Here is a 25,267-nt window from a genome sequence, read left to right on the forward strand (position 1 = left end):
TTTGGCTGCCTTGCAATGCACCGCTTCCCTTTAAGCTCGCAGCCTCGCTCGGTCGAGCCCACCGAAAGCCGATATAGTCATTCCCACTCGGGCAGTAGTGTCCCACCTGGTTGCAAGCCATATCCACTACCTGGTTTACCAATCATATAGCCACTGTTAGCACTGCGCTCGAAACCAGATACCAAGGCAGTCAGCAAATTCTCAGTAGGGGCGCAACCTGAGACTGCGACAGTGAAAAAAGCCCATAAGCCGCCATCCCGTTCAATAGCGCTGGTCTCAAATTCAAGCTCTTCGTGTTCCGCCATTAAACCGGCCTCTACCAAGGCGGCTTTGCTAAAAAGGCTGGCAAGGTTAGAAGGAAGCTCTTCCAATTGGCGATCGGTGATGGGGCTCAGTAGCGCGAAATGCTGACGTGGGGAATACATGCTTCCAAAGTCCTTTTTTCTGTAATGGCCAATGTTATCGAGTGCCCGTTGATCTGCGCAACCACTGCTGTTGCGGGTATGGAGGGGCAAGATCTGCAGCCGGCGCCAGCAGATAAGCACGATCATCAGATTGCGAAGTGCACCTTAGCTCGGGAACCCGTAACTCCACCTAAGGCGTGACGTATCTGCTTTATCCGCCACCCAACTGGTATACAGGCGGCGCTCCGAACCCTAGCCATCCATGGAACTGGCACCGAAGCGAGTCTATGATCGGCTGATCTCAAAATGCCTTTATGGAGTAGTCCATCATGGACGAGCAACTCGGACGCTTACACGCTTCAGCCTGCTTTAACTCGGCCTCCACTTTCAAGGAGCCGACGCTGCGCAGCAAAGCGTATGCGAATGCTGCACTCACCGAGTTTGTAAAGCTTCAACGTGAGCAGCCCGAGATCCTGACCACCCTGCTCAAGGGAGGAAATCAGGGCGCCAAACGGCTGAACACTGACCCTTACCAAGGGCTTCGTGAGGTTATCCAGAATGCTGATGACCTGAATGCCACCTCCGTGCAATTTGGTGTACAGACTGTTCACGGCAGTAAGCAGTTGGTCATCGTCCATAACGGTTTGCCCGTGGAACTGCCTCACGTGCTACCAATGATCTACCCCTTCTACTCCACCAAGCAGCAATCAGCTGAGCTCAAAGGTCGGTTCGGTATCGGCCTGAAAACCCTAACGCAGCTCGGCGATAATCTGACAGTCCATAGCGCGCCCTTCCATTTCGGCTCACGTGACGACCACGTGGCCATGGTGGAAGAAGCCGAGCCTATCAGGGATTTCTACGATCCCCACGCCGACCACACTATGGTCAGCGTTGACCTCTATCCAGATTATGACCTTGACTCTCTAGAAGCTTGGTTCGATGACTGGGCCCCCAGCGACCTGATCTTCCTGGATAACGTTCGCGCTATCACCTTGCTTGACCTAGATGCGGGTATCTCGCTGAAGCATTTGGCGATCCAGCAGACTCAATCCGATCGCCACTTCAACCTAGTACTTGGCAAGCACCAGAGCCGTGTCACCCACTCAACCTTCCTGGTGGACGACGGTCTATGGGAGCGCTTCGTTTGTGAAGTGAGGGTTCCAGCTGGAAAGGCACGTGCAGCCAAGGCGACTGGCGATTTCACACCCATTGGTGTGGCGATACCGGTGAACGGGAGTGCTCAAGGACGGATCCATGTGGCGCTACCCACCAAGATCCACACCAATGCTGCATTCTCTCTCGACGCACAGTTTGACCCCTCTACCTCTCGGGAAGACATGATTCATGGCGCGTGGAATCAGTGGTTGACCGAAGCATCCGGCCAGTTTCTAGGTGAGCTGGCCATTTATCTGGCGCAGCAACGCAATACCCTTGCTTGGTTAGCCGTTCCTGTCGGGGCGAAGACAGACAGCAGTTCGGACTGGCTCAACAAATTGTTCCATGAACAATGGAGCAAAGTGATAGAGGCCTTCAAAGCTTGTCCGACTCTCATCGATGGCCGCTATGCGCTGAGTCAGATTTCTTATTGCGATGAGTCGATCGACGGGATGCTGACAGAAGCTGACCACCTCGCGGTGAGCGGATGGCCAATGCTGCCCGAGTGGATGCGGGACAGTGACGGGCGTTGGCGGGTCGTCCTAGAAGCCCTCTCCGTTTCACACTCGCTGGAACTCGAGGATGTGTTCGAACACTGTGAGCGATTCGAGCAAAAGTCTCCGTCATGGTTTTTGGACATGGCTTTAAAATGCCTTGAACTGGACGAGGACTACCTGCTGCTGGATTCTCAATGGGTACCACTTGCAAGCGGGCAACGTACACAAGCCAAGGCCGAAGACGAGGCCGACTCCTGGCTAACAGGGCAGCCACCCGCGATTGGATTTGCAGCCCGCCATCATCTGACAAATGTGGTTCACCCTCTTCTTCTCTCCACGCCATATGCGCCCCTCGTCGCATGGCTATCAGAGAGCGCGAATTACAAGGCAGACGTAGTCGCCCAGGACGTGCTTGAAGCGTTTGCCAGGCGCTTCTCGCAAGACCCGATTGCAGCCGATAAGCAAGACCTCCTCGATCTGCGAGACCTGTTTGAGCACGTCGACACGAAGAACAGTCAGTTGGGCCAGGAGGTGGGCGCGGCACTGCTAATCGACGCGTTCAGTCATGTTGCACTCGAGGATGGTCGATCAACCGTTACGAAGGTGCTCGCCTCCCCGACTAGCGTGTACCTGCCAGCATCCATCGCTGATTCGCAGGACACATGGTCGAAGGCGGCGGGCACCACTCCTGAGCTGCTGTGGGCGTCTGCCAGCTACGCCGAGGTGTTCAAAATCAGCAGAGCAGAACAAAGGGGCATCCAAGGCGAGTCAGTCACCACAACTCGGAAGCGAGGCGTGAAGCGATTTCTGTCATTGCTTGGCGCCGAGGTTTCTCCTCGCCTCGTTGAGGTCGCCACGGACTCCGCACACATCGTGCTTGCCTCTCAGAGTGCAGCTCGCCGCTTCCTGGGCCGGGCGCGTGGTGGACTAGCGCGCGATTTCGTCTCGCCCGATCTTGATGCCGTCATCCGTAACATTCGCCAGAGCCCAATCCAGCCGGTATCACGGAGAGGACGGAAATCCCGTGAGTCGGCGCAATCGTCCGCCCCCACGGCCGTTGAGAGAGCGATAGCACTTTTTCGCTGTATCGACAGCAACTGGATCACCTTCGAGCCGTACAGCAGAACCTTTGCCTACCGAGAAAGCGGAAGGAGTGATAGCTCACCAGTGCCCACTACTTGGCTCGCGAGATTGATTGATAATGCGTGGTATCCCAACTATGCAGGGACACCGTGTAGACCAACCACCCTCATTGTTGAGACGAAGGTCACGCTCGCGATGTATGAGCATCACACGGATTTTGCCAGTGGCTTGACCGAAGCTGACGCGAATAGCGAATTTGCGCGTGCGCTGGGGATGCGCGTCAATCCGCCCGTTTCACAGTTGGTGGCGGCTCTTGAGCGTGCCAGAAACACATCTTCATCTGACGAAGTCAGCCTGATGAGGTTATACAAGGCCCTGGCTGGCCATTGCCCACAGGGCGCCTCCACCGTCGCGCATGAGGCGATGATAGGCGACATGCAGGCCGGGAGTCTGCGTGGGAAGTTCGGCATTCAGCGTTCACATAAAGGGCTCATTGCCCCGTGCGTCACAACCGCTAGGCACAGCAAGGAGTGGTTCAGCATGCGAGCGGTTTTTGCCGGCAAAGACATCTTTCATGGCAGACAACCTTTCGTTCTGTATGACCGCAGCGTCACTCCGTTATGGAACGCACTGGGCATCATTCACCCGGACTTGAAAAGCTGTATCAGAGAGCTGGAATCCTTGGCCAAGACCGCCTACGACCCCAAGCAGGACGCATTGTTGCTCGACATCTATCGGCACATGGACAGGCAGCTGGATAAAGCGACTGCCGCAGATAGACGAAGCCTGAGCCTCCTGCCATTACGATCGGGCGATACCTGGACAACAAAGCGCCCACTGTATTTCTCACACTACTCAAACCTCAAATCCGACAGGATCGCCTTGTGGACGCCACCTTGTGCGGCTGACACCATTTCTCGATTCGTAAACGCCGCAGGGCTGGAGAGGCTCCCATTCGCTGCAGCCGCCCCTGCGATAACGAACGCGACCCCTGACGTGCTCGAGTTTCGTTTCCAAGCTGCGCTTCGCATGCTCAAGGCTGACCTTGCGAGAGAAGATGAACGCTCCTACAAGGCGATGGAGCCCTGGAGTCGTTTCGACAACGCCCGACTCAAGATGCACCTACCAGGTCAACTCATCGTCAACGCCGCCCCAAAGGGGGCGCGGCAAATTCCAGTTCAGCTTCACGCCTATTCCGATTATTCCGGCCTCGCGGTGCATTTCGACGACGAAAAATTCATCGGGAGGAGCGAGCATGGCGGCATCGCGATCGCGGGTCTGGGAGATGGAGCGTGCATGCGTGAGATTGCGCTTGCCTGGGTGTCTGCCTGGGCTGCCAGTGAAGACAGTGAATACATTCCCGACATCAGCCTAGCGACTGATGCTGTGGAGACCAGTCTTGATACGTTGATCGCGGAACAGGAAAGGTTGAGTGGCAATAATCGTAAGCGGGTAATCAAGCGGGATGCTGGTACGATGGCTACTACGGACAGTGCTGAGCGCCCTATTCAAACCCGTAAGCTCAAGGCCCTGCCTCACGAATTCCAATTCACCGTCGAAGCCGTTGATGGAAGCGATCTCGCACACAAAGGGCCGCAGCCGCGCAAAACCAGCCCGCTGCTGAATCCATCTCCTACACCCAAAAGGCCATCTCCACCCTCGGCTCCAGAAACCGCTTACAAACAGTACTCATCAGCAGAATTGCAGACCAAGGCTTGGGCTTATTTGGAAGCTTCGATGCAGCGGGATGATGCTGTGCTTGTGGATTTACAGTCCTACAGAGGAATCGGCGCTGACGGGGCTCTGGATCAGAGCACCTTCATCGAGATGAAGTCGTTCGCCCGCGCAGCTCCTTCAGAGATCACTCTGACTGAAACCGAGTTCCGTCGCGCAGAAGCAAGCAAAGCCAATTTCTACCTAGTGATCGTATCTGGGTTGGAGGAGGGATTCGAGACTGAGCTGCGTATTTATATCAATCCTACCAAAAACCTTCCCTGGACGCCCAAGGGTCAAGTATCCATAGGTGGACTGGCTAAAGGAGCTGCCTTGGTGCTTAGGGAAACGATGGACTAACCAAGCTAAGTTAGCTGATCTGTTCAATCAGCTCGGGCATCCGGCCGCACCGGAATGCTTGCGAGCTGATTCTCTGCAGCTCCAAGAATGCCGAGTAAGCCCGTTCCTCCAGCCAAGCTGGTGCTAGGGCGTCTGTGATACGCTCAGATGCTCTACGTAGGGTCTTTCCGCAGCTGCAGGCGTGTGGGAGTCCTGCTCGGCTCACCCTGGTCAGGTGTTCACATGTCGCTCAAAACAGGCTTTGCCAACGTACTGAAAACTTTGCGGATCAGCCGAGGCCTAACGCACAAGCAAATGGCCGAGGCCAGCAGCCGTGGCTACATGTCGAAATTGGAACAGGGGCTATCAAGCCCTACCGTCGACAAACTAACTGCCATCAGTGACACGCTGGGGCTGAGCCCTCTGACACTTTTTACTCTGACATTGAGTGTGGAGAGCGGACAGCCGATTGATAGCCTGGTGCAGCGACTCAAGGCTGACGTGGCAGACCTTGAGGCCCATGGCGCCCTCAAACAACTGGGGGTCTCTTCACTCCCAAGTATCAATGTGCAAAAGGCCGCTCAGTCCCGGCGGCTGGAGGTTGCTCGCCCTTCCCCTCAAGCTGAGCTGTGCTTCGCCGAGTAGCTAGTGCTGAGATTGCTTCGGGGTCAAAGTCCAAGACCAATCGAGAAAAGGTGTCCCCGGTTGTCGACAAGCTCAGGCTTCAGCGTGAGCATCGGAGCGTGCGATACAGTGGTGGTCGGCCCGGCCCATTGGCTAGATGGATGCTTGAATATTTCAACCGAGGTCGATCAGGCAACGAATCCATGCTCCAAACGCCTGGCATACTCGACAGCGGTCTCAGTCTCCACGCTGCTGGTGACCATGCAGGCAGGGGCTTTGCCGCCAAATACTTTTATCGGACGTGACATCCAGTGCATGGCTGCGTCGATATCACCGCCATACAAGCGCTTCGCGGCGTCGAGCACTTCCAAATAACGGGCCTGTTGATCGGGGGGCAAAGTGCTCATGAGTACGCTCCTGCGGCGGTCTAGTTCTATCCTACACCATCGCTATCCGCTCACTGTCTCCCCTCATCGGCGAGCCTGGTGCCAGTTTCAGGCGTGCCTGTTACTACGATGCCGGCAGGTAGTTACGTTGGCCTGAGGCTGGCGTCTTATAGAACGTGTAAACCAGTTTTTTGACGTGTAAAGCGCTGTGGTTTACACATCAAAAAATTGGTTTACACACCGTGTCGAGGGCGGTTTCAAGCTATATCTTCACTTCTCTCTCGGATTGCCTCCACGCATCCCCTGCGTATCAGCACGCGTTGACTCAATTCCACAACACCATGGTTTCGTCATTCGCATGCTCGGTGCAATTGCTCAGCAAAGAGAGGCAGCAAAAGCTCGGACTCGGCAATCTGCCACCAAACCGTGTTCTCATGCTCGTCGCTAAGCGCCAGCAGATCGTGGGTCAGAAAGACCTCAAATCCTGCCCGGGCGACCTTGTCTTCGGCGCTGAGCTCATAAAGCCCTGCTTCGGCGAGCAGCTTCTTGACGATCAGGGGCAGCAACCATGCAGAGAAAATAAGGTGGTTATAGCGTGGCCAGATGCTTCCCTTCTGACCGGTACCAGGGCCATGGGCGGCAGCGTTACGAGCGGCACTGAAATCGTGTACCCAGGCGTCGAGCGGGCGGCTTACGTTGCTGTCCCAGTGAGTGCACCACCAGCGCTCGTCCAAATTGCCGTTGTACCAAGTGGGCGGGTTCGGTAGCTCGTCGAAGTGTTCGTTGATGGCCCTGCGAAAGGCTGCCTTGTCATGCGGGACGGCCAGCAGCGTGTCGATGGCGAGCCTCATCAGGATCAGCTCTGATCGCTCATCCATGGATGAAGCATCAGTGTTGGCCCTGAGGTAAGAGACGATTGCTTCGTCGATGCGCTCCTTCAGGTCTCCGTCAGGGAGTTTTAGCAAAGCTTCCAGTAGTGGCGCATCGAGTGAGATGCGAGTGCGGTTGTCGACATGGTAAGGCCGAACGAACTTGAGCCCGCCGCTCCCCGCCAGCATGTTTTGCGTATTGCCGTCACGCCGGCGCGTGGTCATGCAGGAGTAAGTAGGCGTGCCGACATCAAACCGCTGCGCCACGACCTGCAGGGTGTCTGCGTTGTAGTATTCAGACGTAGAGCAAAACTTTCGCTTAGCTAAGGCTGAGAATGCAAGGTAGGAACCCTGAACCAATCGCTCCTGGATTTGGGCATCGGATGCCTCCAGGCCCGGCGTGTCCTCGTCCCAGATGATGAGTGTCGCTTGATTGATTGGCTGAGCGGGGTGAGAGCCAATTCCCCGGTCGCCATAGTTACCTAGAACGCCGTGGAATGCTGCTTGAGGGATGCCCAGCAGTTCGCCAGGGAGTCGACCGCGCTCGTAAGGGATGAGGCGCATGTCTGCGATCCGAAGCTCCTCGGTAGCCGCTACCCAAGGTAGAAAAAACACCACTGCCATAGCCACCCCCGTTCACGTGGTCTTGGGCTGAATGATCTGTAAGCGTCCGGCGAACTAACCTTCCGAAGCCCCGTTTTAAAGCGATGGTGTCCGCGTATTTTTAAGCGGACGCGATCGCCATTTTCACCGGGATTTCCATGCGCCAACGAAGCTCTGATCCTAAACCTTCAGAGCTCAGGTTGCTCAGGAATCAACCGGGCGCCACGGCATCAACGCCAGCAACGCCTTCGCTGTAAGCATTTGTCCTTCTGAAGGCTGCACCTGGACGACCTACCGAATCGTCAGTGACCATTGAAAATGGGTATAAATGGGTGTGGAAACGTTTGTGCAGTTGTTCCTGAGTATCCTCGATGCGTGCACGGCTGTGGCCAAGGTTGCTTTAGTGTAGACCGAACCCCATTCGCTTAAGCTCTCCGACAAGCTCTTCGCGTCCGTGCAGGCTCGAGACGCTCCGCAGCCTGCTGACCACCTGCTCAGACCAGCCCGATGCCTTCATTCCTTCGCGTTGATAGAACGCACCAAGGCGCTCGTCGTATTCAGCGAGCGCATCAGCTTCGCCGGCGACCGAGTAGGTCTCATGGTGGAGCACTGCGTGCTGAGGCAACCTCGGCTTGACCTTGGCCGGACGATCATCCGACGGGTAATCGTGTGCAAGAAATCTGGGTGACCATGGCCCAGCACGGATACTTTGGAGCCACTCACTAGAGTATGGCCGTCAGGTTGCGCAGGTGGTTGCTTTCGAAATCACTGCGTCGGATCTCAGGTTTGCAATTCGAATCAGTGAAACACCTTAGCCTCCAGGCAACGGTCGAGCCTCGAGCAAGCTGTAGAGCGCTTAGCTCGCCTGCGCCAAGCCCCGGCATCAAGGAAGCCGTTGAGCCATGAGCGTGTGGTGTTGCCCATACGTTCAGGTGCGCAATGCATCTAAAGCATCCCGGCTGGGCCACCACCCCGGCTGAAATCGGTCTCGCCTCGGATTAAGCCTTGGCAAAACAAATCCCGATCAACAATTCCGACTGTTCCCTCTTTGGTCGTAGGGTCGAACGCGCACACCCTCCAAAACCCCGCGCCCCCAAAGTCCACAAAAACGGGTGTGCGGGTATGCCAGCGGTGGAATAGGCGGCTACGCCCCAGCCACTTGAAGTAGGCGTAGCCCTCAGTGGAGATTCCACTGCGTGAAAGATTGAAAAAAGAGCTGTCCAGTTCGCTGCGTGTCCCGTCGATCACCCAAACGATCCGCTTGTAGAATTGCTCTCGCGCTGTCACTTCCTCGGGATCGATCGTCGAGCGCTGGAATTCAACTACGACACCGTGACTGGTCTTCACATCGGCGATATGGCGTTCACGGCTGATCGGGTCTTGATGCATGACCTCCTGCCATTCTGCTGGGAATCGATTCTTCCATTCCCGGTGCCAGGCCGTCTCGTTTTCCCACCACGGGTCACAGCTGAGTTTTGATCGATGTGCCCAGTGCCAGATCACATGTTTGCCACATTTGGATATCACCTCAGATTCACAAGATGGGCAAACCCCGCGCAGCTTCGGTTCGGCTTCCATTCGGGTGTCGCCCACGTGGGCATATTTCATCTCTCGCCCTCCCTGGTCTCGCTGATTTTCCGAGCGTTTCAGTATGGATGATGGTCTTGTACTTTTCGTAGCGTAGGCGCCACCCTCACCTGTTTGGGCTGTGCCTGCTACCAGCCCGGGCTATTTATGCCTCGGGTATGGCGTTGGAAGATTCTGTTTCTTTCAGCACCTCATCCATCGTGCCCACATTGTCTTTATCGATGGTGTGAAGAATCATGCTACCGGCCACGTACTCGATACTCAATGGATCACCCGCCTTTGCGCCGCTCACCCGGTATCCGGTTGCAAAACGCACCGTGGATGACGTTGGCTTAGCGGCGGCATGCGAGAACAGTACAATGTTCCGCCCCTCAGCGCGTTGAGCAGAGCGAAAGATGACGCCGTCAAAGCGCGGGGAGCACTTGAGGGCCAAGTATTCGGCTACAGCTTGGGTAATCAGGTAGTTTCGTTTTTCTTCCTCATCGACTGGAATCCTTATTTCCTCGTGAATTTTGCGAAGGAAACCTTGGCGATCAAGGTGCTTGAAGTACTCAGGGTCGAAGAAGCTTGGAATCGGCCCTAGATTAGCGCCTTCGAAGCGTTCGAAGTCGAGTACTCGAACCGCGCGGATGAGCTGGAATCGCCCACTGATGAAGCTGTCCTGTGGAAGCGGGCGCAGTTCTGCGATGCATGTCTGACGATCGAATGCACCGTAGAATGCCGGGATTCCAGCAGGGTTCATTCTACCCTCGCCCGATACTTCTTTTGGTGGTGAACCCAGTTCAGTGTCGGGGTTGTCCCGAATCCTCTCGACCTTTTCAGCAGGACTGCGCCGCGCGCGGTAGATTGCGGGACAATCATCCGGCTTGAGGGTCTGCACGACATGGTCAGCCTCGGCTGACTCTGCGTATTGGCCCAGGTCGTCGAACAGCCAGCTGAGAAGCTGCCTGGCCTCGTCGTTGAAGAACCGACTGCTGTGCCGCATGCCCTCCTGGATGTCGCACCACCGATTAAGCGCACTTTTAACCCCAGCCGGACGAATGCTGTAGTGGATGGTGGTGGAAAAAATGGGCAGTGCTTCGCACTCCTCACTCAGTCCACCACAAACTGCCTGAACGATAGGTGCACCAGGGGAACAAGCGAAGACTTCGGCGACCCAGTATTTCAATGGTTCGCCGGGTGATTCCAGTCTTGAACCGTCGGAACCCCAATGACGATGATTCCGCGCCTCCCAGATGTATTGGTCGAGAACGGCACGCGCCCGCGCAGTGATCTCGACGAGTGCGACGCTTTGGGCCATGTCACCACAGAGGCTACAGTGGTCGAGCGCCCCAGTTTCAGTGACCCATGTACTGAGAAAAGTGTCGTGTACGCATTTAAAGCACACCGCGCTCGATAACGTCATTGAAATCAGATCCACTCAATCAGTTGTTTTGAGCCGTCGATGATAGGGCGCTCGTTGCCCGTGGGATTGAACAGGTTTCCGGTCATTGAAGGCACGCTCAAGTCCTTCACGGCAGTTGGAAGCCCAAATTGACCAGGGTTGGACGCTCGCGAGGTTTCAGCGTTTTGACTGCCCAAATGAGCATGTGCCGAGGTCTTGAGCTCGCGACGTAGGCAAAACGGGCGGCCTCAGACTCACGGTTCTGTAGCCAGTCGGCCCAGTGTGATTCACCTTTGCCGCGTTTACGTGAGGACACAACCACAGTGACATCGTGAGTCTCACCTTTGACTTGGTGAATCGTCTCGTAACGCAATGTCTCCGATTCGCCATCCTGGATATCCTGACTCGAGAGACGGATCGACACTGGCTTATCACCTTGACCACGCTTGGTGACGAGGTTGAGTCCTCTCAATTCCTGCAATTCATTAAGAATTTCATCGGGCACGAACGCCTGGTCAGGGAGTTGTCGCAGTGCGAGTTTTGCGCAGCGTACCCACGCTGACCAATTTTGATCGGAGTTGCCGGCGCCGCTGGCAACCATGAACCTCAGGCTTTGGTGGATGAATTTACGCCAGGCCAGTTTCGACTCCATTGAGGTTGGGCAATAGGGCCCCGTCTTGGTGACCTCCAGCTTTAGCTTCCCTGCAAGCCACTGGGCGAATGTCCTGAGACTCACTTTGAGATCGCTCAGGCTCCCTGAGCTGGCGCCAATGCAGGCGACTGCAAGCAGCTCAATGCCTTCAAAGGTCTTCCCGTTGCGCAGGCGCTGAAGGCTTGCATGCCCTCGGGCAACCAGTACCACCTCATTGTATGCAGCTGTCAGGTTTCGGATCGTAGGCAGCAGCTCGGATGGACAACTTTCGTACTCGAGAATTTTGGGCTGGATGGATGCGATTTCAGGATTCCCCGAAACCTTCCCGGTACCGACGATGTTGCTGCAGAGGTCGACTATGGCCTGGCCGCTGCGCCAATTGGTGGTCAGTTCGTACTGCTTGAACTGCAGTACGCCCATGAGCTTGTTGACGTTGGCCGGGTTCGATTTGCGGAACCCATAAATCGATTGGTTCAGGTCACCGACGAAGTGAAACTTGATCCCAAAGCCGCTGAGTTTGCTCACGATTTGCAGTTGTTCAGCGGAGAGATCCTGGCACTCATCCACGATCACAACGGGAAACCGACGGGCAACTCGGGAGAAGTAGCGGTCAAACTGGTGATCTTTGAAGGCCATAAGCGCCAGCATATCGATGTCACCATGGGTAGCGTAACCACCGAGCCAGAACCGCCTCTTCGTGGCTACGAGATCCCGATGCATATTGTCAGTAACCTCCACGGCGTTGAGCTGATGATCGAGCGCTCGATCGCCGGTCGAAAACTTGAAGCGCCCCGCCTCCAAGTCATAGTTGTACCGACAGGCTGAGATGCGGCGACCACAAATCCGTTGCTGGGTCTGGAAGATATTCGCTTCCTTCTCAAGGATACGGATACGGAAATCGCCATCCTTGCCTGGATAGCCCGTCAGCTCGCTGGCGATGCTGGCCACCAACCTAGTGAGAACAAAGCTGTCGAAGGTAGAGATACTGTGGGGTAAGCCGATAGGCCCGCCCAAGTACTTGTGCACCCTACTCCGGAGCTCGTCGGTCGCACTGTTAGAAAACGTGAGAACAGCGATACCCGAAGGCGAACGTGACCACACCTGAATGGTTTGCGAGACCATTGCAGCCACCACCTCGGTCTTGCCACTACCTGGGCATGCTTTCAGGTAGCTGTGCTGATCAAGCGGCGCTGCGATGTATTCCAACTGCTCCTTGGTGAAGTTCATCGCCTGGCATCCTTCGGCCTCGAGCCTTCAGGCCTGACCCGGGTCATTCGGCTTGTTCCTCGATCCCACAAGCCCAGAGGACGGCTAAGCGGATGTATTCCGGCACGATAAAGTCATCCCTCACGTTAGCCAGCGCGTCCGCGAATGCCTGCGCATAGAACCCTTTGCCAATTTCTTTGGTTTCGATTCGATCAAGCATGTCATTCGCGTACGGCGCCCTCTCCCCTGAACTCATGGTCGAGTAGTCCAGTCCAGCCCGCCTTGTCAGCTCCCTCACCACTTCCCCGCCTTGCACAGGCCAGAGAGTGGCCGCAGCCGTCGACATCAATCTGAGGTTGTTACCCTCCATCGCGATGTCGTACTCGAAGGTCTTGTACTTACCTACGAACAACCTGCCGAACTGCGACTGGCTGATCGGCCCTATCAATGCCAAGGCCGGATTGTCGCCTACAAGGAGGTCATCATCATGGGGAAGAAACGGAACGGGGATTTCTTTACCGTCATCGCCTGCAACCGACCTGATAGATTTCGGTGGGTCATTGTCGGTAAGCCCTGCACACCTGATTGGGACATTCTCGCCTGGCTGGCCGCCCGTGACATCGCAAAACAGCTGCATGAAATGATTGAAGTAGATGCCACCAAGATTGATCACCGAGACGCCGTAGTCGTCCAGGCAGTTCTTCCCCTCTCCGTAGGGGCGCAGGACAATACGCGCCAGCTCTGGCAGCACCATCGCCTCAGCGATTCCTTCTACGAGCAGTGCCCCTTTGGAGAAAAGGAGGTTGGATTTTGTGACGTCCAACCAGCGATCCACAAAGCGGCGGCTGTGCTCAGGAAGGCCGCACGCGCTGAGCGGTATTGCTACTGGCCTTGCGTCATTTGAAATGTGGATGAGGTGATCCAGGGAGACGGCGGCAGAGATGACCGTTGAGTGCGTGGTGATGATGACCTGGATGCCACGTTCTTCAGCCACCGTTTTCAAATGCCGCAGCAGGCGCAGTTGAAGCTGAGGATGAAGATGCGCCTCTGGCTCCTCGATCAACAGGAGCCGCAGATAGGTCTCTTCGCCTCGATCCTCTTCTTCCTCCAGGATCAGTTCAGCCAGGATCGACGCGATGTACAGGAGGTTGTTGTAGCCAAGGCTGTTCTCCTCCAGCGATCGGAACTGGGTCGTGTCAGCCTCGCTGAGGTTAGGGAAGTACAGAAGCCGCAAGCCCTCCACGATCCGGGAGAAGCTGACTTCTGAGAACTGAATCATGGTGCCCTGAGAGAGATTGAGCCCCAGCGCTGCCTTCAGGTTGTCTCCGATTCGCTGATTGGCTTGTTTGATCGCAAATTCGTCGCTCTGTGAAAGCTCACGATTGAAGTTTCCGACATGCTCTTCCAGCGGGTGAAGAGTCTGTGCCTTCCTGGCCTCAGCGAGCTCTTTGCGGCAGAGGGCCTTCATGAGCCGGGCAAGGCGGGACTGGCGACCTTCGCGCAACTTGTTCTCGGCATCGCGCAGCGGAGGTAGGTAAATACAATGGATGTAGTCCAGCGTCTCGGACTCGAACGGTTTGGCATGCTCGTGCCCCGCGTAGGTGTGGTGCCTGAAGCGCCCGCGAGACTCTTGATTGCGGGCCTCAAAAGTCAGCTTGGCCTCGTCGTGATTTCCACACCAGGATTCGAACGCAATGGCGTCCTGATCATCCAGACCTGAAAACGTCGCCTGAATCTGGATGCTTTCAGCAGCGACCGCGCCCGGCTCAAAACCCCGGTAGAAATCGCGCTCACTAATGATTCGCTTGCCTGACTCCGAGTCGTTGAAGAGCTGGCGCACTGCACTGACCACGCCAGTCTTGCCGGCCCCATTCTCTCCCACGAGCACGTTCAGCCCGTCTCGAAATTCGATGGTGAACGGCTCACCAAAGCATTTGAATCCAGTGACATCCAATTGCCGTAGATACATGCGAATCCCTTCTAGTGGCCGGTTACCAACGAAAATGACGTGACTGCCGGGCGTATCTGGCCTGCAGGTTCACGCAAACTGATCGTGTGATAGTGGCATTACGGCATAGCCCGGGCAATCTCAGCATCCAGGCTTGGCCTGCGAGGATGATTTGTACCGATGATGATCTGGGTGGGATACATCAGGGTGATTCAGATCCCCAGATCTACAGCTATCAACGTATCTTGTTGAATGGGGCTGGCATGGCCCTGCTGCATTAGGTGGCGGAGCAGCTCATTTCGAAGGTGGAAGCGCAGGCGTTCCCGGATCATGAGATATCCGGTCGTCGACGGATTGAAATGTTCGCGATCAATGACCGTCCTTAGCGCCTTGAACGCAGCGACGCCTATTGCCTTCTCGTAGAGCCGGGTTTGCGGGTCGAATCCAGGCTTGCGCTGGTAGCTGCTAAGCACCTCACGCAAAATCAGCTCAAGCGTCGGGCCGTGAAAATCTGCGGCAGCGCGCCAAACCTCGGCCTCCAGGTCATCATCCATTCTTTGTTCTTCCAGACGCGCTATATGCGCCGGCAATTTTCGGGTAAACCGCTCCTTTGATTCAACACGTAGGAGTTCGTGCATGCACATCTCGTTTGACCTTAACCACAATGACAGGGAAGCACTGCTTCGCCACTGCAAGGAGTTCGTGCCGGCAAGTGGCGATGCCAGGGAGAACGCACGCTTGGCCGATGCGCTCGAGGCGCTGGCCGAGGCCCTGATGGCTGACGACGAGGCTGCGACTGCCCAAGGGGTGTGCTAGAAATTCGCAAAGTCACTGGGTGGGCCCTGGGTGACCACCCTCACCCGCCCGTCTCGCTCGAATGATCTGTTGACTCTGATGCATCCACTGCCTGCTCTAGTGCTTGCCGGAGAGTGGCATTCTCGGCTTCCACTGCCCCTATCTGTTGCTGCAGCGCGGTGACAGTGGTGGTGCTTGCCATCAGGGCCTGGCGCAATGCTTCAGTGTCCTGCTTCTGATCAAGCAGTTGTTCCTTGAGCGCTTCCTGAGCACCTTCCGCTCGCGCCAGCGCCACCTGGGTAACCTGAGCATCTGAGGTCATGCGTTGGACAGTGTCCGTCAGGTCGGCGGACTTCCTGGCATGCTGCCTGGCCTCACCCAGCAGGCGCTCGTTATCTCGATTGAGCCGAGTTGACTCGTCCTGCTTGACCGAAACTGTCTCCTGCAGCTTGCGCTGTTCAACCTGCAGTTGGTGAAGCTGTGCCTCGTGGCGACGCAGCTCCTGATCGCGCTGCTCCTTCACCGACTCACGGTAATGCTCCAGAGCGTTGCGGTTATGAAGCAGTTTTTCTTCGAGGGATTGGATCTGGGCGTCCCGCTCGCCTAGGCGAACCTTGAGGTCTGCGCATTGCTGGGATAGGCCGGCGTTGCGTGCAAGTTCAGCTTGTAGCGAAGCATGAGTGGTCTTGAGCTCCTCAGCTTGGATCGCCAGTGCGGAAGCCTGCGCCTCATGACAGCGCTGAAGTTCTGCCAGCTCGTTCTCAAGGGTTTCTGTGCGGGCGGCCAACTGTTTGCGCTCATGCTCGAACTCTGCCCGTGCCTCAAGAAAGACCTGATTACCCTCCTCCTGCACCTGATCCAACAAGTTCTCGACCACCCCGCGCAGTGCACCGCTCATGCGATCACGCGTGGTTGCGTCTGGCCCGGGCGTTTCCAGCTGTTTCAGGTAACGAGCAATCGTGGTCTTGGAGCCTGTATTTCCAATCTCGACCCGCACCGCATCAATGCTGGGGTACACACCACGCATCAGCAGGCTGTTCCGCGCTTTCTGCACCACTGCCAGGTTAACGCCGCCACGGGCCATACGCCCTCCGTACTATTTCGTGTCATATCACATGTCATGTAATTACATGATACGAAAATGCTTGAACGTGCAGCTAAGAAGCCGACAACTGGTATGAAGTAATGCAGAGTTATGGCTTCTCAGTTCGGTAGAATCGGTTTTTAGTACACCCAGGCAGTACGAATGCCAAATTCCCTCGATCTGGAGGCCATCACATGGGCAAAGCCGATCTGTACCTGAAGGCTGGAGCCCGGGAGAACACTCGGAAAAGCTACCGAGCAGCCATTGAGCATTTCGAGATGGACTGGGGTGGCTACCTGCCTACCACGGGTGACGGCATCGTCCGCTACCTGGCCAACTACGCCGGGCATCACTCGATCAATACACTCAAGCAGCGGCTCGCGGCGCTATCCCAATGGCACATCACTCAAGGCTTTCCAGATCCAACGAAGACGCCAGACGTCCGACGGGTGCTCAAAGGTATTCGAGCTGTCCATCCAGCCAAGACAAAGCAAGCTGCCCCTCTTCAGTTGAGCCAGCTGCAGCAAGTTGTGGGCTGGCTAGATACCGAAGCAAATGGCGCTCACCATCGAGGCGATCACAAGTGTGAGGTTCGGCACAGGAGATCAATCGCCCTGGTCTTGATCGGGTTCTGGCGTGGCTTCCGAGGTGACGAGCTCGCTCGTCTAGAGATCGAGCACACCCACGCGGTGTCTGGGGAAGGCATTTCATTCTTTCTTCCGTACACCAAGAGCGATCGCGAGCATCAGGGTGCGACCTATCACACGCCGGCGCTTAAGATGCTCTGCCCTGTGGAGGCATACATCAATTGGATCACCATTGCTGGCCTGGCCAGTGGGCCGGTGTTCAGGGGGATCGATCGCTGGGGCAATCTTTCAACCGAGGGAATCAATCCTCATAGCCTGATTCCGATGTTGCGCAGGATCCTTGCAGAGGCGGGTTTACCTGCTGCCATGTACAGCAGCCATTCCCTTCGGAGAGGCTTCGCAACATGGGCGACGGCGAATGGGTGGGACATCAAAGCGCTGATGACCTACGTGGGGTGGAAGGATATGCAGTCGGCGCTGCGCTACATCGACGCGAGCGCTTCCTTTGCGGGACTGGCGGTGGGGAAACGTGGATCTGAGCTGCAGATTGGCCGGTAGGATTGCTGCCGAAACCCAGAAGTGCGGATTCCATAACCATCCGGACACCCATTCCACCGACATCCGGACACTGATTCCACTCTGATCCGGACACTCATTCCACGAGCATCCGGACACCGATTCCACGGCCATCCGGACACTTTCAGGCAGGCAGCAACGCAGGATTATTCCCTACCATCGATCTCTTTTATCGAAGCGAAGAGGTCGTCGTGGAGCGTTTATCCATGCGTAAAATCCGAGAGGTACTACGCCTAAAGTTCGACGCCGGCCTGTCCGTGCGCAAGATCGCCGCCAGCTTATCCATTGGCCATTCGAGTGCAGGGGATTACCTCTGCCGGTTTGCCGCCAGTGGGCTTCAGTGGCCCCTCGATATTTCTGACGCGGAGTTGAATCGACGGCTGTTTCCCCCCGCAGTGCCGGTGCCCACCGACCAGCGCCCGATGCCCGACTGGGCGTGGGTACACGCCGAGTTGCGCCGTCCCGGCGTAACCCTGGCGCTGCTCTGGCAGGAATATCGACTCGCTCAACCACAGGGCTTCCAGTACAGCTGGTTCTGCGAGCACTACCGCCTCTGGGCCGCCAAGGTCGATGTGGTCATGCGCCAGGAACACCGTGCTGGCGAAAAGCTCTTCGTCGATTACGCCGGCCAGACCGTGCCAGTCATTGACTGTCGAACCGGTGAGATCCGCCAAGCGCAGATCTTCGTCGCCGTGCTTGGCGCCTCCAGCTACACCTTTGCCGAGGCCACTTGGTCGCAAAAGCTGCCAGACTGGCTGGGCTCCCACGTGCGCTGCTTCACTTTTCTCGGCGGCTCATCGCAGATCCTGGTGCCGGACAATCTGCGCAGTGGCGTCACCAAAGCGCATCGTTACGAGCCCGATATCAATCCCAGTTACCGCGACTTAGCCGAACATTACGGCGTGGCCGTGCTGCCTGCTCGATCCCGCAAGCCTCGGGACAAAGCCAAGGTCGAAGTCGGCGTCCAAGTCGTCGAACGCTGGATCCTGGCGGTGCTGCGCAACCGCCAGTTTTTCTCGCTCGGTGAGCTCAATACCGCCATCGCACTGCTGCTGGATCGCATCAATCACAAGCCCTTCAAAAAGCTGCCCGGCTCACGCCGATCAGCCTTCGAGGCCATCGACCAACCGGCGCTCCAAGGGCTGCCGGAACACCCCTACGTCTACGCCGAATGGAAAAAGGTACGCGTCCATATCGACTACCACGTCGAGGTCGATGGCCACTTCTACTCGGTGCCATACCCGTTGGTGAATCACCAACTCGAAGTGAGACTCACCGCCCAGACCGTCGAGTGCTTCCACGCCAACCAACGTGTGGCCAGCCATCTGCGCTCGCCACATAAAGGCCGCCACACCACCCAGATCGAGCACATGCCCAAGAGCCACCGCGAACATGCCGAGTGGACGCCGCAACGGCTGATCCGCTGGGCCGAGCAGACAGGGCCGAACACCGCTGGCGTTATCGCCTACATCCTCGAACGCCGAATCCATCCGCAGCACGGCTTCCGCGCCTGCCTGGGCATCCTGCGCCTGAGCAAACAGCACGGCGAAGCGCGGCTGGAAGCCGCGTGCCAGCGTGCGCTGGCACTGGGTGCATGTAGCTACAAAAGCCTCGAATCGATACTGCGCCAAGGACTGGAACGGCTACCGCTGGCCCAGCAAAACCTGCCGCTGCTGCCCGACGAGCACATCAACCTGCGTGGCCCGGGCTACTACCACTGACCTGAGAAAGGAGCTTCGAAATGCTACCGAATCCAACGCTCGACAAGCTACAAACCCTGCGCCTGCACGGCATGATCAAGGCGCTGGGCGAACAACACGCAACGCCTGACATCAACGATCTCAGCTTCGACGAACGCCTCGGCCTGATGGTCGACCGCGAGCTGACCGAGCGCGAAGATGCACGCCTGACGACTCGCCTCAAAGCCGCACGACTGCGCCATAACGCCTGCCTGGAAGACATCGATTACCGCAGCCCGCGCGGGCTGGACAAGGCGCTGATCCTGCAACTGGGCAGCGGCCAGTGGCTGCGCGACGGCCTGAACCTGATCATCGGCGGCCCAACCGGCGTAGGCAAAACCTGGCTCGCCTGCGCGCTGGCCCATAAGGCCTGCCGCGATGGCTACAGCGTGCGCTACCTGCGCCTGCCGCGCCTGATGGAAGAACTGGGCCTGGCCCACGGCGACGGGCGCTTCGCCAAACTGATGGCCGGCTACGCCAAGACTGACCTGCTGATCCTGGACGACTGGGGCTTGGCACCGTTTACTGCAGCGCAACGCCGCGACATGCTCGAACTGCTGGACGACCGCTACGGCAACCGCTCGACGCTGGTGACCAGCCAGATGCCGGTGGACAAATGGCATGCGCTGATCGGCGATCCGACCTTGGGCGACGCGATCCTCGACCGGCTGGTGCATAACGCTTATCGGATCGAACTGAAGGGCGAATCGATGCGCAGGCGCGCAACGAAATTGACGGCGGCAGTGGCTTCAGACTAACAATGCAAACCTGCGTCGCTGCGCTCCGACTGCCTGTCCGAATGAGCGTGGAACGGGTGTCCGGATGTTGGTGGGCTGAGTGTCCGGATGGCGTGGAATCCGCACCCAGAAGCACATCCCACCCTGAAAGAGTTTGAGCCCGTTCAGACAGGTACTACGGCGCCGCTGCCTGAAAAGTGGCCGGTTACGTTGGCCATGAACACTTCCAGCTGTGCGGCAGTAGCTTCTGGAGACCATCCCGCGAGATGAGGAGTGATCAGCAGGTTGTCGAAACCTAGCAGTGCCTCTGGCTTGGTTGGCTGGATAGCAGTCATGATTTTCCTCATCTTGGCATTATTTATTGAGGTAGTTGCCTGTCGGCTGTTGCGCTCTAGCTCAACGACATCAGGGCGTTGGGAGCCTTGGCGCTTGTAGCTCGAGAACATGATTTCAGCTAAAGAAACTCGCGTTCACGGGTCAACGCACATTATCGGTTATCTGTTTTTCGCTAGGTGGAAAAACACTGTGTCCTAGGCGGAATGCCCGACCATGTGATTTAGCCATCTGGGCGGAATTTCTGACCTTCGTTGATAAGAAATGCATCAGGTCAAAGGGTGATCATGAGCCCTGAAGCCAAGGGGGCTTTCGCCCCCAGCCCCATGCTCCTACATGCCGAGATGCTCTCTAGGGGCACGACCTCAGTTTTCCAGTTCTGGAAGGCAAGGTTTAACGTTTAGGGCCAAACATGTCTCATTGGGCCTTGCATGGATTGGCGGAAACCCTCGAATCGGTCAATAGCCGCGCGCTCTTGCATGTGCGAGCGGCAGTAAAAGACGGTGTGGGTAAACACATCCATGTCCGAATGGCTGTCGGCGATTTCCGCAAAGCAGGATATCTGGAACAGAACGCCATCCAGCCGCCCGTCCTTGAGTCGAGCATCTACAAAGCGCTGGTGTTCTTTGTAGAGGCTCTCCAAACATGGGTGGATCATCTGCCTGAGCCGGGCCTCAGACTGAACTTGAATAGGCTGAGGGATCAGGAGATGCGGCTCAAGATTGAATGCAATGCACCCATGCCCCCTTTCGACGACCTGATCACAGCCCGCGCGTATTTGGCCCTCAAAATTTTTGATGGAGTTGATGGTTTTGCACGCGACGTAATAGTCACCGAAAGGCGCGCTAACTACGACATCTGGCTCCCCTAGACGCCCTACCAGCTGGCGGTGGCGCACATACTGGAGCATCTCAAGCTCGAACACTGCATCCTTCCCGGGAGAGTGCATCAGCGAAGCAGGGTCTAGCGGGTTACTGGCGATGCGCCGCAACGGCTCCCGAAGCTCAGGTTCGTGCTGGCAAGCCTCGATGGCCAACAACACTCGCTGCGCACGACCAAGCTCAATTGAGGGCCCGGTTGACGCGATACATTCGGCTTCAGAGGCAAGCTTCAAGGCCTTCGCAAAATCCGTTTGGGGGCGGATTTTTACATCCAGGCGGGCGCAAACTGCTCGCACGGTCTCGGCCAATTTCGGCATGTCTACATAACGGAGGAAGGTTTCGGGCTGCATGATTCGTTCGAGGTTCCAGGAGGCTTGATAATGGGGCTGCGAGCCTTCCCTGGATCAGACCTCGTTCCAAAGACGCTCGAAGTTGTTGGGCTTAAATTTTTCCACGAGGAAGTCGATGAACAGTCGGGTTTTTGCCGGTATGTAGGTTCGCTCATGGAACGCGATGTTGATGATGAGCTTGGGCAGCTCCCATTCGGTCAGAACTGGAATGAGTTCGCCTGAGACGATCTCGTTGTAGATGATGTACAGCGGTTGGATCAAAATGCCCGCGTGAGCCTTGGTGCACCCGGATGATCTGGCCATCATTGCATTCGAGGACAGCATCGATCTCGATTACCTTGGATTCCTTGCCTTTGGTGAATTGAATCACGCGGGGCTGGTTGGCATGACTATAGATCTGCAAATCTTGATTGAGCAAATCCTCGACTGTACGAGGTCGCCCTCGCTCCGCCAGGTAGGCCCGAGAGGCCGCCAGTACGCGCTTGGCCTCAGCTAGCTTGCGAGTGGTGATATTGGAGTCAGGCTCGAATTCCCTAGTGCGGATCGCCAGGTCGATTTCGGTATCCATGATGCGTAATAACGGTTCGCACCAATGATCTTCACCTTGAGCTTGGGATGGCGCTTCCGAAACTCGCTCAGGATCGGGACGATGTGTAGCTTTGCACAAGAGATAGTCGAGGTGATGGTAAGCGTTCCGCTTGCCTCGGTCGTCGCTGCGTGGACGGCGGCTTCGGCATCGCGGAACTCACCCAGCAGGAACTTGCACTTCCCTTAGAGCTCATGGCCCGCAGGTGTCAAAGACAGCCGGCGAGTATTGCGAACTGCATGGTGCCCACGGCTACCTGCTTCACCAGTTCCTGTCCTCCGCGTCGAACAAACGCACTGACGAATAAGGTGGCCGCTTGGAAAATCGAGCTCGCTTTGCCCAGGAGGTTGTCGACGCAGCGGTGGAAGCGATTGGGTCTGAGCGAGTCGGTATCCGAATTTTCCCATCCGGGCCTTTCCAAGGCATTCTGGCGGCTCTCAAAGATCCAGAGCTGCCGACCCTGTCAAGCGAGGGCCACAGGAGCCTCAAATTCGCTTCTGAATTTCGCACAGTGAGCGAGCCAGCAGTGAGAGTGGAATACACCCTTTCCTAGCGACGAACGCTGTGTCCTCAGCCTCCTCCGGCACCATGTACAAGATATCGAGCGGGAGCTCAGCGCCAGCGGCTCTTAATTCGCTCTTCAGTCGAACCAATGGCGCGCCAGAAGGGCCCACTACCAAGACGTCGTAATCGCTGCCGATGCCGTGGAGCGATGGTAAGCGTACGGCGAACTCACCTTCCGAACTCCAGCATTAAGGGCGATGGTGTCCGCGTATTTTTAAGCGGACGCAATCACCCTTATCGCCAGGATTTTCATGCGCCAACGAAGCTCTTATCCGAAACCGTTCAAAGCCCAGGTCGTTCAGGAATGCCTGCAACCTGGGGCAACCGTGTCGAGTGTTGCCATCAGCCACGGCATCAATGCCAATGTCATCCGCAAATGGATGCCGCTCTATCGAGACCAGCCTGCAGCGACTTCACTACCGGCATTCGTTCCGCTAAAAGCCGCACCTAAACGGCCAGCCGAAGCGTCAGTGATCATCGAGTTGCCCATGGCCGGCCAAGTGATCACAGTGAAATGGCCAACCTCAGATCCCGAGGGCTGCGCGCAATTTATACGGGCTGTGGCCCAATGATCCGCATCAATGCGATCTGGCTGGCCACCGAGCCGATGGATATGCGCGCCGGTACCGAAACCGCATTAGCCCGGGTGATAGCGGTGTTCGGTGCGGCGAAGCCGCACTGCGCTTATCTGTTCACCAATCGCCGGGCTAACCGGATGAAGGTGCTGGTGCATGATGGTGTGGGCGTCTGGCTTGCCGCGCGGCGCCTGAATCAAGGCAAGTTTCACTGGCCCGGCATTCGCCACGGCTGCGAGGTCGAACTCGACAGCGAACAACTCCAGGCGTTGGTACTGGGTTTGCCGTGGCAGCGAGTCGGCGCGGGTGGCGTGATCAGCATGCTGTAATCGCCGGCCATTTGACCGGTCTGCTTATCGTCGTTTCGGGCCTGCTCTGGCACAATCGGTGGCATGACTTTCTCGCCCAACCTCGACCAGATGACCCCGGAACAGCTTCGTGCCTTGGCGGCACAGGCGTTGCAGTTGCAGTCCCAAGTCGAGGCGATGAGCAGAAAGATCCAGAACGATGAAACCATCATCGAGCAGCTCACTTACGAAATTGCCCTGCTCAAACGCCACAAGTTTGCCAAGCGCAGCGAGCAAATCAGTCCGGCGCAAGGCAGCTTGCTGGATGACCTGCTCGATACAGACCTTGAAGCTATCGAGGCAGAGCTGAAACAGCTCCTCCCAGCTTCGTCACAGGCCGAGCCACGGCAATCCCCCAAACGTGCGCCATTGCCACCGCAGTTTCCACGCACGGTGATTCGTCACGAACCGGAAAACACTCAGTGCGCTTGTGGCTGCCAACTTCAACGCATCGGCGAAGACGTTAGCGAGAAGCTGGATTACACGCCAGGCGTGTTTACCGTCGAGCAGCATGTACGTGGTAAATGGGCCTGCCGTCAGTGCGAAACACTGATCCAAGCGCCGGTGCCAGCGCAGGTTATCGACAAAGGTATCCCGACCGCAGGCTTGCTGGCCCACGTAATGGTGGCCAAGTTTGCCGATCACTTGCCGCTGTACCGGCAGGAGAAAATTTTTGGCCGCGCCGGGCTGGCAATCGCTCGCTCGACCTTGGCCCAGTGGGTCGGACAAACCGGTGTGCGGCTCCAGCCGCTTGTCGATGCACTGCGTGAAGCCGTGCTGAACCAAGGTGTGATTCACGCTGATGAAACACCGGTGCAAATGCTTGCGCCGGGTGAGAAGAAAACCCACCGAGCCTATGTCTGGGCCTACAGCACGACGCCGTTTTCGGCGCTCAAAGCTGTGGTTTACGATTTCAGCCCAAGCCGTGCAGGCGAACATGCGCGCAACTTCCTGGGCGACTGGAACGGCAAGTTGGTATGCGATGACTTCGCTGGCTACAAAGCAGGTTTTGAGCAAGGCATCACTGAAATCGGCTGCATGGCCCACGCCCGTCGCAAGTTTTTCGACCTGCATGTTGCGAACAAAAGTCAGTTGGCCGAACAAGCGCTGCACTCGATCAGCGGCTTGTACGAAGTCGAGCGCCAAGCGCGGGACATGAGTGATGAAGATCGTTGGCGAATACGTCAGGAAATGGCGGTACCGATCTTCAAAAAACTGCATGACTGGATGTTGGCCCAGCGCGACTTGGTGCCCAACGGATCAGCCACGGCCAAAGCCCTCGACTACAGCCTGAAACGCTGGGTAGCGCTGACGCGCTACCTGGACGATGGAGCTGTGCCGATCGATAACAATCAGGTCGAGAACCAGATACGGCCATGGGCACTCGGGCGCTCGAACTGGCTGTTTGCCGGGTCGCTGCGCAGTGGTAAACGGGCGGCTGCAATCATGAGCCTGATCCAGTCGGCACGCATGAATGGGCATGATCCGTATGCCTATCTCAAAGATGTGCTGGCGCGGCTGCCGACACAGCGGGCCAGTGAGATCGGGCAGTTGCTGCCGCATCAGTGGGTGCCTGCCTAACTTACGCAAGGTGAGTTGGGCGGACGCTTACCCCACTGCGCCACGGAATTCAGTTTTACTAACTCCAGGTGCCACGCCGATA

Annotated in this window: 21 protein-coding genes and 2 pseudogenes; 10 read left to right on the top strand and 13 right to left on the bottom strand. The window is 56.9% G+C overall.

Features of this window, described 5'->3' with window-relative positions:
* Positions 1-77: 77 nt before the first annotated feature.
* Positions 78-551: a hypothetical protein gene (locus BLU37_RS21540; RefSeq protein WP_090208694.1), complete on the bottom strand. Its 474-nt coding sequence runs from the start codon at positions 549-551 to the stop codon at positions 78-80.
* A 182-nt stretch (positions 552-733) separates the two neighbouring features.
* Here BLU37_RS21540 and BLU37_RS21545 point away from each other — a divergent pair, with 182 nt between their 5' ends.
* Together BLU37_RS21545 and BLU37_RS21550 are read left to right on the top strand one after the other, a co-directional pair.
* Positions 734-5,212 carry a sacsin N-terminal ATP-binding-like domain-containing protein gene (locus tag BLU37_RS21545; protein WP_090208697.1) on the top strand — a complete coding sequence of 1,493 codons (4,479 nt, stop codon included), beginning with the start codon at positions 734-736 and terminating at the stop codon, positions 5,210-5,212.
* Positions 5,213-5,434: 222 nt separating this feature from the next.
* On the top strand, positions 5,435-5,836 hold the full coding sequence (locus BLU37_RS21550; protein ID WP_090208700.1) for a helix-turn-helix domain-containing protein: 402 nt from the start codon (positions 5,435-5,437) through the stop codon (positions 5,834-5,836).
* Positions 5,837-6,003: 167 nt separating this feature from the next.
* Here the strand turns inward: BLU37_RS21550 and BLU37_RS21555 are convergent, their stop codons facing one another.
* From BLU37_RS21555 to BLU37_RS21590, 7 genes are all read right to left on the bottom strand, one after another.
* Positions 6,004-6,222, bottom strand: a complete 219-nt coding sequence (locus tag BLU37_RS21555) for an antitoxin Xre/MbcA/ParS toxin-binding domain-containing protein (RefSeq protein ID WP_090208703.1) — start codon at positions 6,220-6,222, stop codon at positions 6,004-6,006.
* A gap of 329 nt (positions 6,223-6,551) precedes the next feature.
* Positions 6,552-7,634 (bottom strand): hypothetical protein, encoded by a 1,083-nt coding sequence (locus BLU37_RS21560; protein ID WP_232000369.1) that lies wholly within the window; start codon positions 7,632-7,634, stop codon positions 6,552-6,554.
* Positions 7,635-8,618: 984 nt separating this feature from the next.
* Positions 8,619-9,281 (bottom strand): competence protein CoiA, encoded by a 663-nt coding sequence (locus BLU37_RS21570; RefSeq protein WP_029240973.1) that lies wholly within the window; start codon positions 9,279-9,281, stop codon positions 8,619-8,621.
* Positions 9,282-9,405: 124 nt separating this feature from the next.
* The gene (locus BLU37_RS21575; RefSeq protein WP_232000371.1) at positions 9,406-10,560 is read right to left on the bottom strand and encodes an RES family NAD+ phosphorylase; all 1,155 of its coding nucleotides are present in this window, start codon (positions 10,558-10,560) and stop codon (positions 9,406-9,408) included.
* Between the two features lie 211 nt (positions 10,561-10,771).
* Positions 10,772-12,523 (bottom strand): UvrD-helicase domain-containing protein, encoded by a 1,752-nt coding sequence (locus BLU37_RS21580; RefSeq protein WP_090208711.1) that lies wholly within the window; start codon positions 12,521-12,523, stop codon positions 10,772-10,774.
* Positions 12,524-12,566: 43 nt separating this feature from the next.
* Positions 12,567-14,471, bottom strand: a complete 1,905-nt coding sequence (locus tag BLU37_RS21585) for an ATP-dependent nuclease (RefSeq protein WP_090208715.1) — start codon at positions 14,469-14,471, stop codon at positions 12,567-12,569.
* 191 nt (positions 14,472-14,662) lie between these two features.
* The gene (locus tag BLU37_RS21590) at positions 14,663-15,088 is read right to left on the bottom strand and encodes a hypothetical protein (RefSeq protein WP_090208718.1); all 426 of its coding nucleotides are present in this window, start codon (positions 15,086-15,088) and stop codon (positions 14,663-14,665) included.
* Between BLU37_RS21590 and BLU37_RS21595 the strand changes: the two genes are divergently transcribed.
* Positions 15,087-15,266 carry a hypothetical protein gene (locus BLU37_RS21595; protein ID WP_016981733.1) on the top strand — a complete coding sequence of 60 codons (180 nt, stop codon included), beginning with the start codon at positions 15,087-15,089 and terminating at the stop codon, positions 15,264-15,266. The genes BLU37_RS21590 and BLU37_RS21595 overlap by 2 nt on opposite strands.
* A 40-nt stretch (positions 15,267-15,306) precedes the next feature.
* On the opposite strand, the gene BLU37_RS21600 is transcribed toward BLU37_RS21595, so the two are convergent.
* Positions 15,307-16,329: a DNA-binding protein gene (locus BLU37_RS21600; RefSeq protein WP_090208723.1), complete on the bottom strand. Its 1,023-nt coding sequence runs from the start codon at positions 16,327-16,329 to the stop codon at positions 15,307-15,309.
* Between the two features lie 194 nt (positions 16,330-16,523).
* Between BLU37_RS21600 and BLU37_RS21605 the strand changes: the two genes are divergently transcribed.
* From BLU37_RS21605 to istB, 3 genes are all read left to right on the top strand, one after another.
* Entirely contained in the window at positions 16,524-17,474 is a 951-nt protein-coding gene (locus BLU37_RS21605) for a site-specific integrase (protein ID WP_090208726.1), read from the top strand.
* 224 nt (positions 17,475-17,698) lie between these two features.
* On the top strand, positions 17,699-19,213 hold the full coding sequence (gene istA / locus BLU37_RS21610) for an IS21 family transposase (RefSeq protein WP_090208729.1): 1,515 nt from the start codon (positions 17,699-17,701) through the stop codon (positions 19,211-19,213).
* Between the two features lie 20 nt (positions 19,214-19,233).
* Positions 19,234-19,989, top strand: a complete 756-nt coding sequence (gene istB, locus BLU37_RS21615; RefSeq protein ID WP_090208733.1) for an IS21-like element ISPsy14 family helper ATPase IstB — start codon at positions 19,234-19,236, stop codon at positions 19,987-19,989.
* 143 nt (positions 19,990-20,132) lie between these two features.
* Here istB and BLU37_RS29350 read toward each other — a convergent pair whose 3' ends face one another.
* The 4 genes and pseudogenes from BLU37_RS29350 to BLU37_RS29715 all read right to left on the bottom strand — a co-directional run.
* Complete coding sequence (locus BLU37_RS29350; protein WP_197678402.1) at positions 20,133-20,414, bottom strand: hypothetical protein; 282 nt, start codon at positions 20,412-20,414, stop codon at positions 20,133-20,135.
* A 287-nt stretch (positions 20,415-20,701) separates the two neighbouring features.
* Positions 20,702-21,532: a hypothetical protein gene (locus BLU37_RS21630; RefSeq protein WP_090208736.1), complete on the bottom strand. Its 831-nt coding sequence runs from the start codon at positions 21,530-21,532 to the stop codon at positions 20,702-20,704.
* Between the two features lie 54 nt (positions 21,533-21,586).
* Complete coding sequence (locus BLU37_RS29710) at positions 21,587-21,856, bottom strand: LysR substrate-binding domain-containing protein (RefSeq protein ID WP_172833045.1); 270 nt, start codon at positions 21,854-21,856, stop codon at positions 21,587-21,589.
* Positions 21,857-21,881: 25 nt separating this feature from the next.
* Positions 21,882-22,100, bottom strand: a pseudogene (locus BLU37_RS29715) (LysR substrate-binding domain-containing protein); the annotation flags it as partial.
* 250 nt (positions 22,101-22,350) lie between these two features.
* Here BLU37_RS29715 and BLU37_RS29545 point away from each other — a divergent pair.
* The 4 genes and pseudogenes from BLU37_RS29545 to tnpC all read left to right on the top strand — a co-directional run.
* Positions 22,351-22,530 (top strand): annotated as a pseudogene (locus BLU37_RS29545) (oxidoreductase); the annotation flags it as partial.
* Positions 22,531-22,933: 403 nt separating this feature from the next.
* Entirely contained in the window at positions 22,934-23,254 is a 321-nt protein-coding gene (gene tnpA, locus BLU37_RS21650; RefSeq protein WP_080589852.1) for an IS66-like element accessory protein TnpA, read from the top strand.
* A complete protein-coding gene (gene tnpB, locus BLU37_RS29550; protein ID WP_157696370.1) occupies positions 23,251-23,586 on the top strand; it encodes an IS66 family insertion sequence element accessory protein TnpB in 336 nt (111 codons plus the stop codon). Before tnpA ends, tnpB begins: the two co-directional genes overlap by 4 nt.
* Positions 23,587-23,649: 63 nt before the next feature.
* Positions 23,650-25,185 (top strand): IS66 family transposase, encoded by a 1,536-nt coding sequence (gene tnpC, locus BLU37_RS21660; protein ID WP_029530957.1) that lies wholly within the window; start codon positions 23,650-23,652, stop codon positions 25,183-25,185.
* Positions 25,186-25,267 lie beyond the last annotated feature (82 nt).

Origin of the sequence: Pseudomonas asplenii, from assembly GCF_900105475.1 — a bacterium.
In the GTDB taxonomy this organism is placed as follows: Bacteria; Pseudomonadota; Gammaproteobacteria; order Pseudomonadales; family Pseudomonadaceae; genus Aquipseudomonas; species Aquipseudomonas asplenii.

Coding starts and splice junctions, on each gene's coding strand:
- BLU37_RS21540 (WP_090208694.1), bottom strand. CDS start 551: ATGATCGTGCTTATCTGCTGGCGCCGGCTGCAGATCTTGCCCCTCCAT.
- BLU37_RS21545 (WP_090208697.1), top strand. CDS start 734: ATGGACGAGCAACTCGGACGCTTACACGCTTCAGCCTGCTTTAACTCG.
- BLU37_RS21550 (WP_090208700.1), top strand. CDS start 5,435: ATGTCGCTCAAAACAGGCTTTGCCAACGTACTGAAAACTTTGCGGATC.
- BLU37_RS21555 (WP_090208703.1), bottom strand. CDS start 6,222: ATGAGCACTTTGCCCCCCGATCAACAGGCCCGTTATTTGGAAGTGCTC.
- BLU37_RS21560 (WP_232000369.1), bottom strand. CDS start 7,634: ATGCGCCTCATCCCTTACGAGCGCGGTCGACTCCCTGGCGAACTGCTG.
- BLU37_RS21570 (WP_029240973.1), bottom strand. CDS start 9,281: ATGAAATATGCCCACGTGGGCGACACCCGAATGGAAGCCGAACCGAAG.
- BLU37_RS21575 (WP_232000371.1), bottom strand. CDS start 10,560: ATGGCCCAAAGCGTCGCACTCGTCGAGATCACTGCGCGGGCGCGTGCC.
- BLU37_RS21580 (WP_090208711.1), bottom strand. CDS start 12,523: ATGAACTTCACCAAGGAGCAGTTGGAATACATCGCAGCGCCGCTTGAT.
- BLU37_RS21585 (WP_090208715.1), bottom strand. CDS start 14,471: ATGTATCTACGGCAATTGGATGTCACTGGATTCAAATGCTTTGGTGAG.
- BLU37_RS21595 (WP_016981733.1), top strand. CDS start 15,087: ATGCACATCTCGTTTGACCTTAACCACAATGACAGGGAAGCACTGCTT.
- BLU37_RS21590 (WP_090208718.1), bottom strand. CDS start 15,088: ATGCACGAACTCCTACGTGTTGAATCAAAGGAGCGGTTTACCCGAAAA.
- BLU37_RS21600 (WP_090208723.1), bottom strand. CDS start 16,329: ATGGCCCGTGGCGGCGTTAACCTGGCAGTGGTGCAGAAAGCGCGGAAC.
- BLU37_RS21605 (WP_090208726.1), top strand. CDS start 16,524: ATGGGCAAAGCCGATCTGTACCTGAAGGCTGGAGCCCGGGAGAACACT.
- istA (WP_090208729.1), top strand. CDS start 17,699: ATGCGTAAAATCCGAGAGGTACTACGCCTAAAGTTCGACGCCGGCCTG.
- istB (WP_090208733.1), top strand. CDS start 19,234: ATGCTACCGAATCCAACGCTCGACAAGCTACAAACCCTGCGCCTGCAC.
- BLU37_RS29350 (WP_197678402.1), bottom strand. CDS start 20,414: ATGTTCTCGAGCTACAAGCGCCAAGGCTCCCAACGCCCTGATGTCGTT.
- BLU37_RS21630 (WP_090208736.1), bottom strand. CDS start 21,532: ATGCAGCCCGAAACCTTCCTCCGTTATGTAGACATGCCGAAATTGGCC.
- BLU37_RS29710 (WP_172833045.1), bottom strand. CDS start 21,856: ATGCTGTCCTCGAATGCAATGATGGCCAGATCATCCGGGTGCACCAAG.
- tnpA (WP_080589852.1), top strand. CDS start 22,934: ATGCGCCAACGAAGCTCTTATCCGAAACCGTTCAAAGCCCAGGTCGTT.
- tnpB (WP_157696370.1), top strand. CDS start 23,251: ATGATCCGCATCAATGCGATCTGGCTGGCCACCGAGCCGATGGATATG.
- tnpC (WP_029530957.1), top strand. CDS start 23,650: ATGACTTTCTCGCCCAACCTCGACCAGATGACCCCGGAACAGCTTCGT.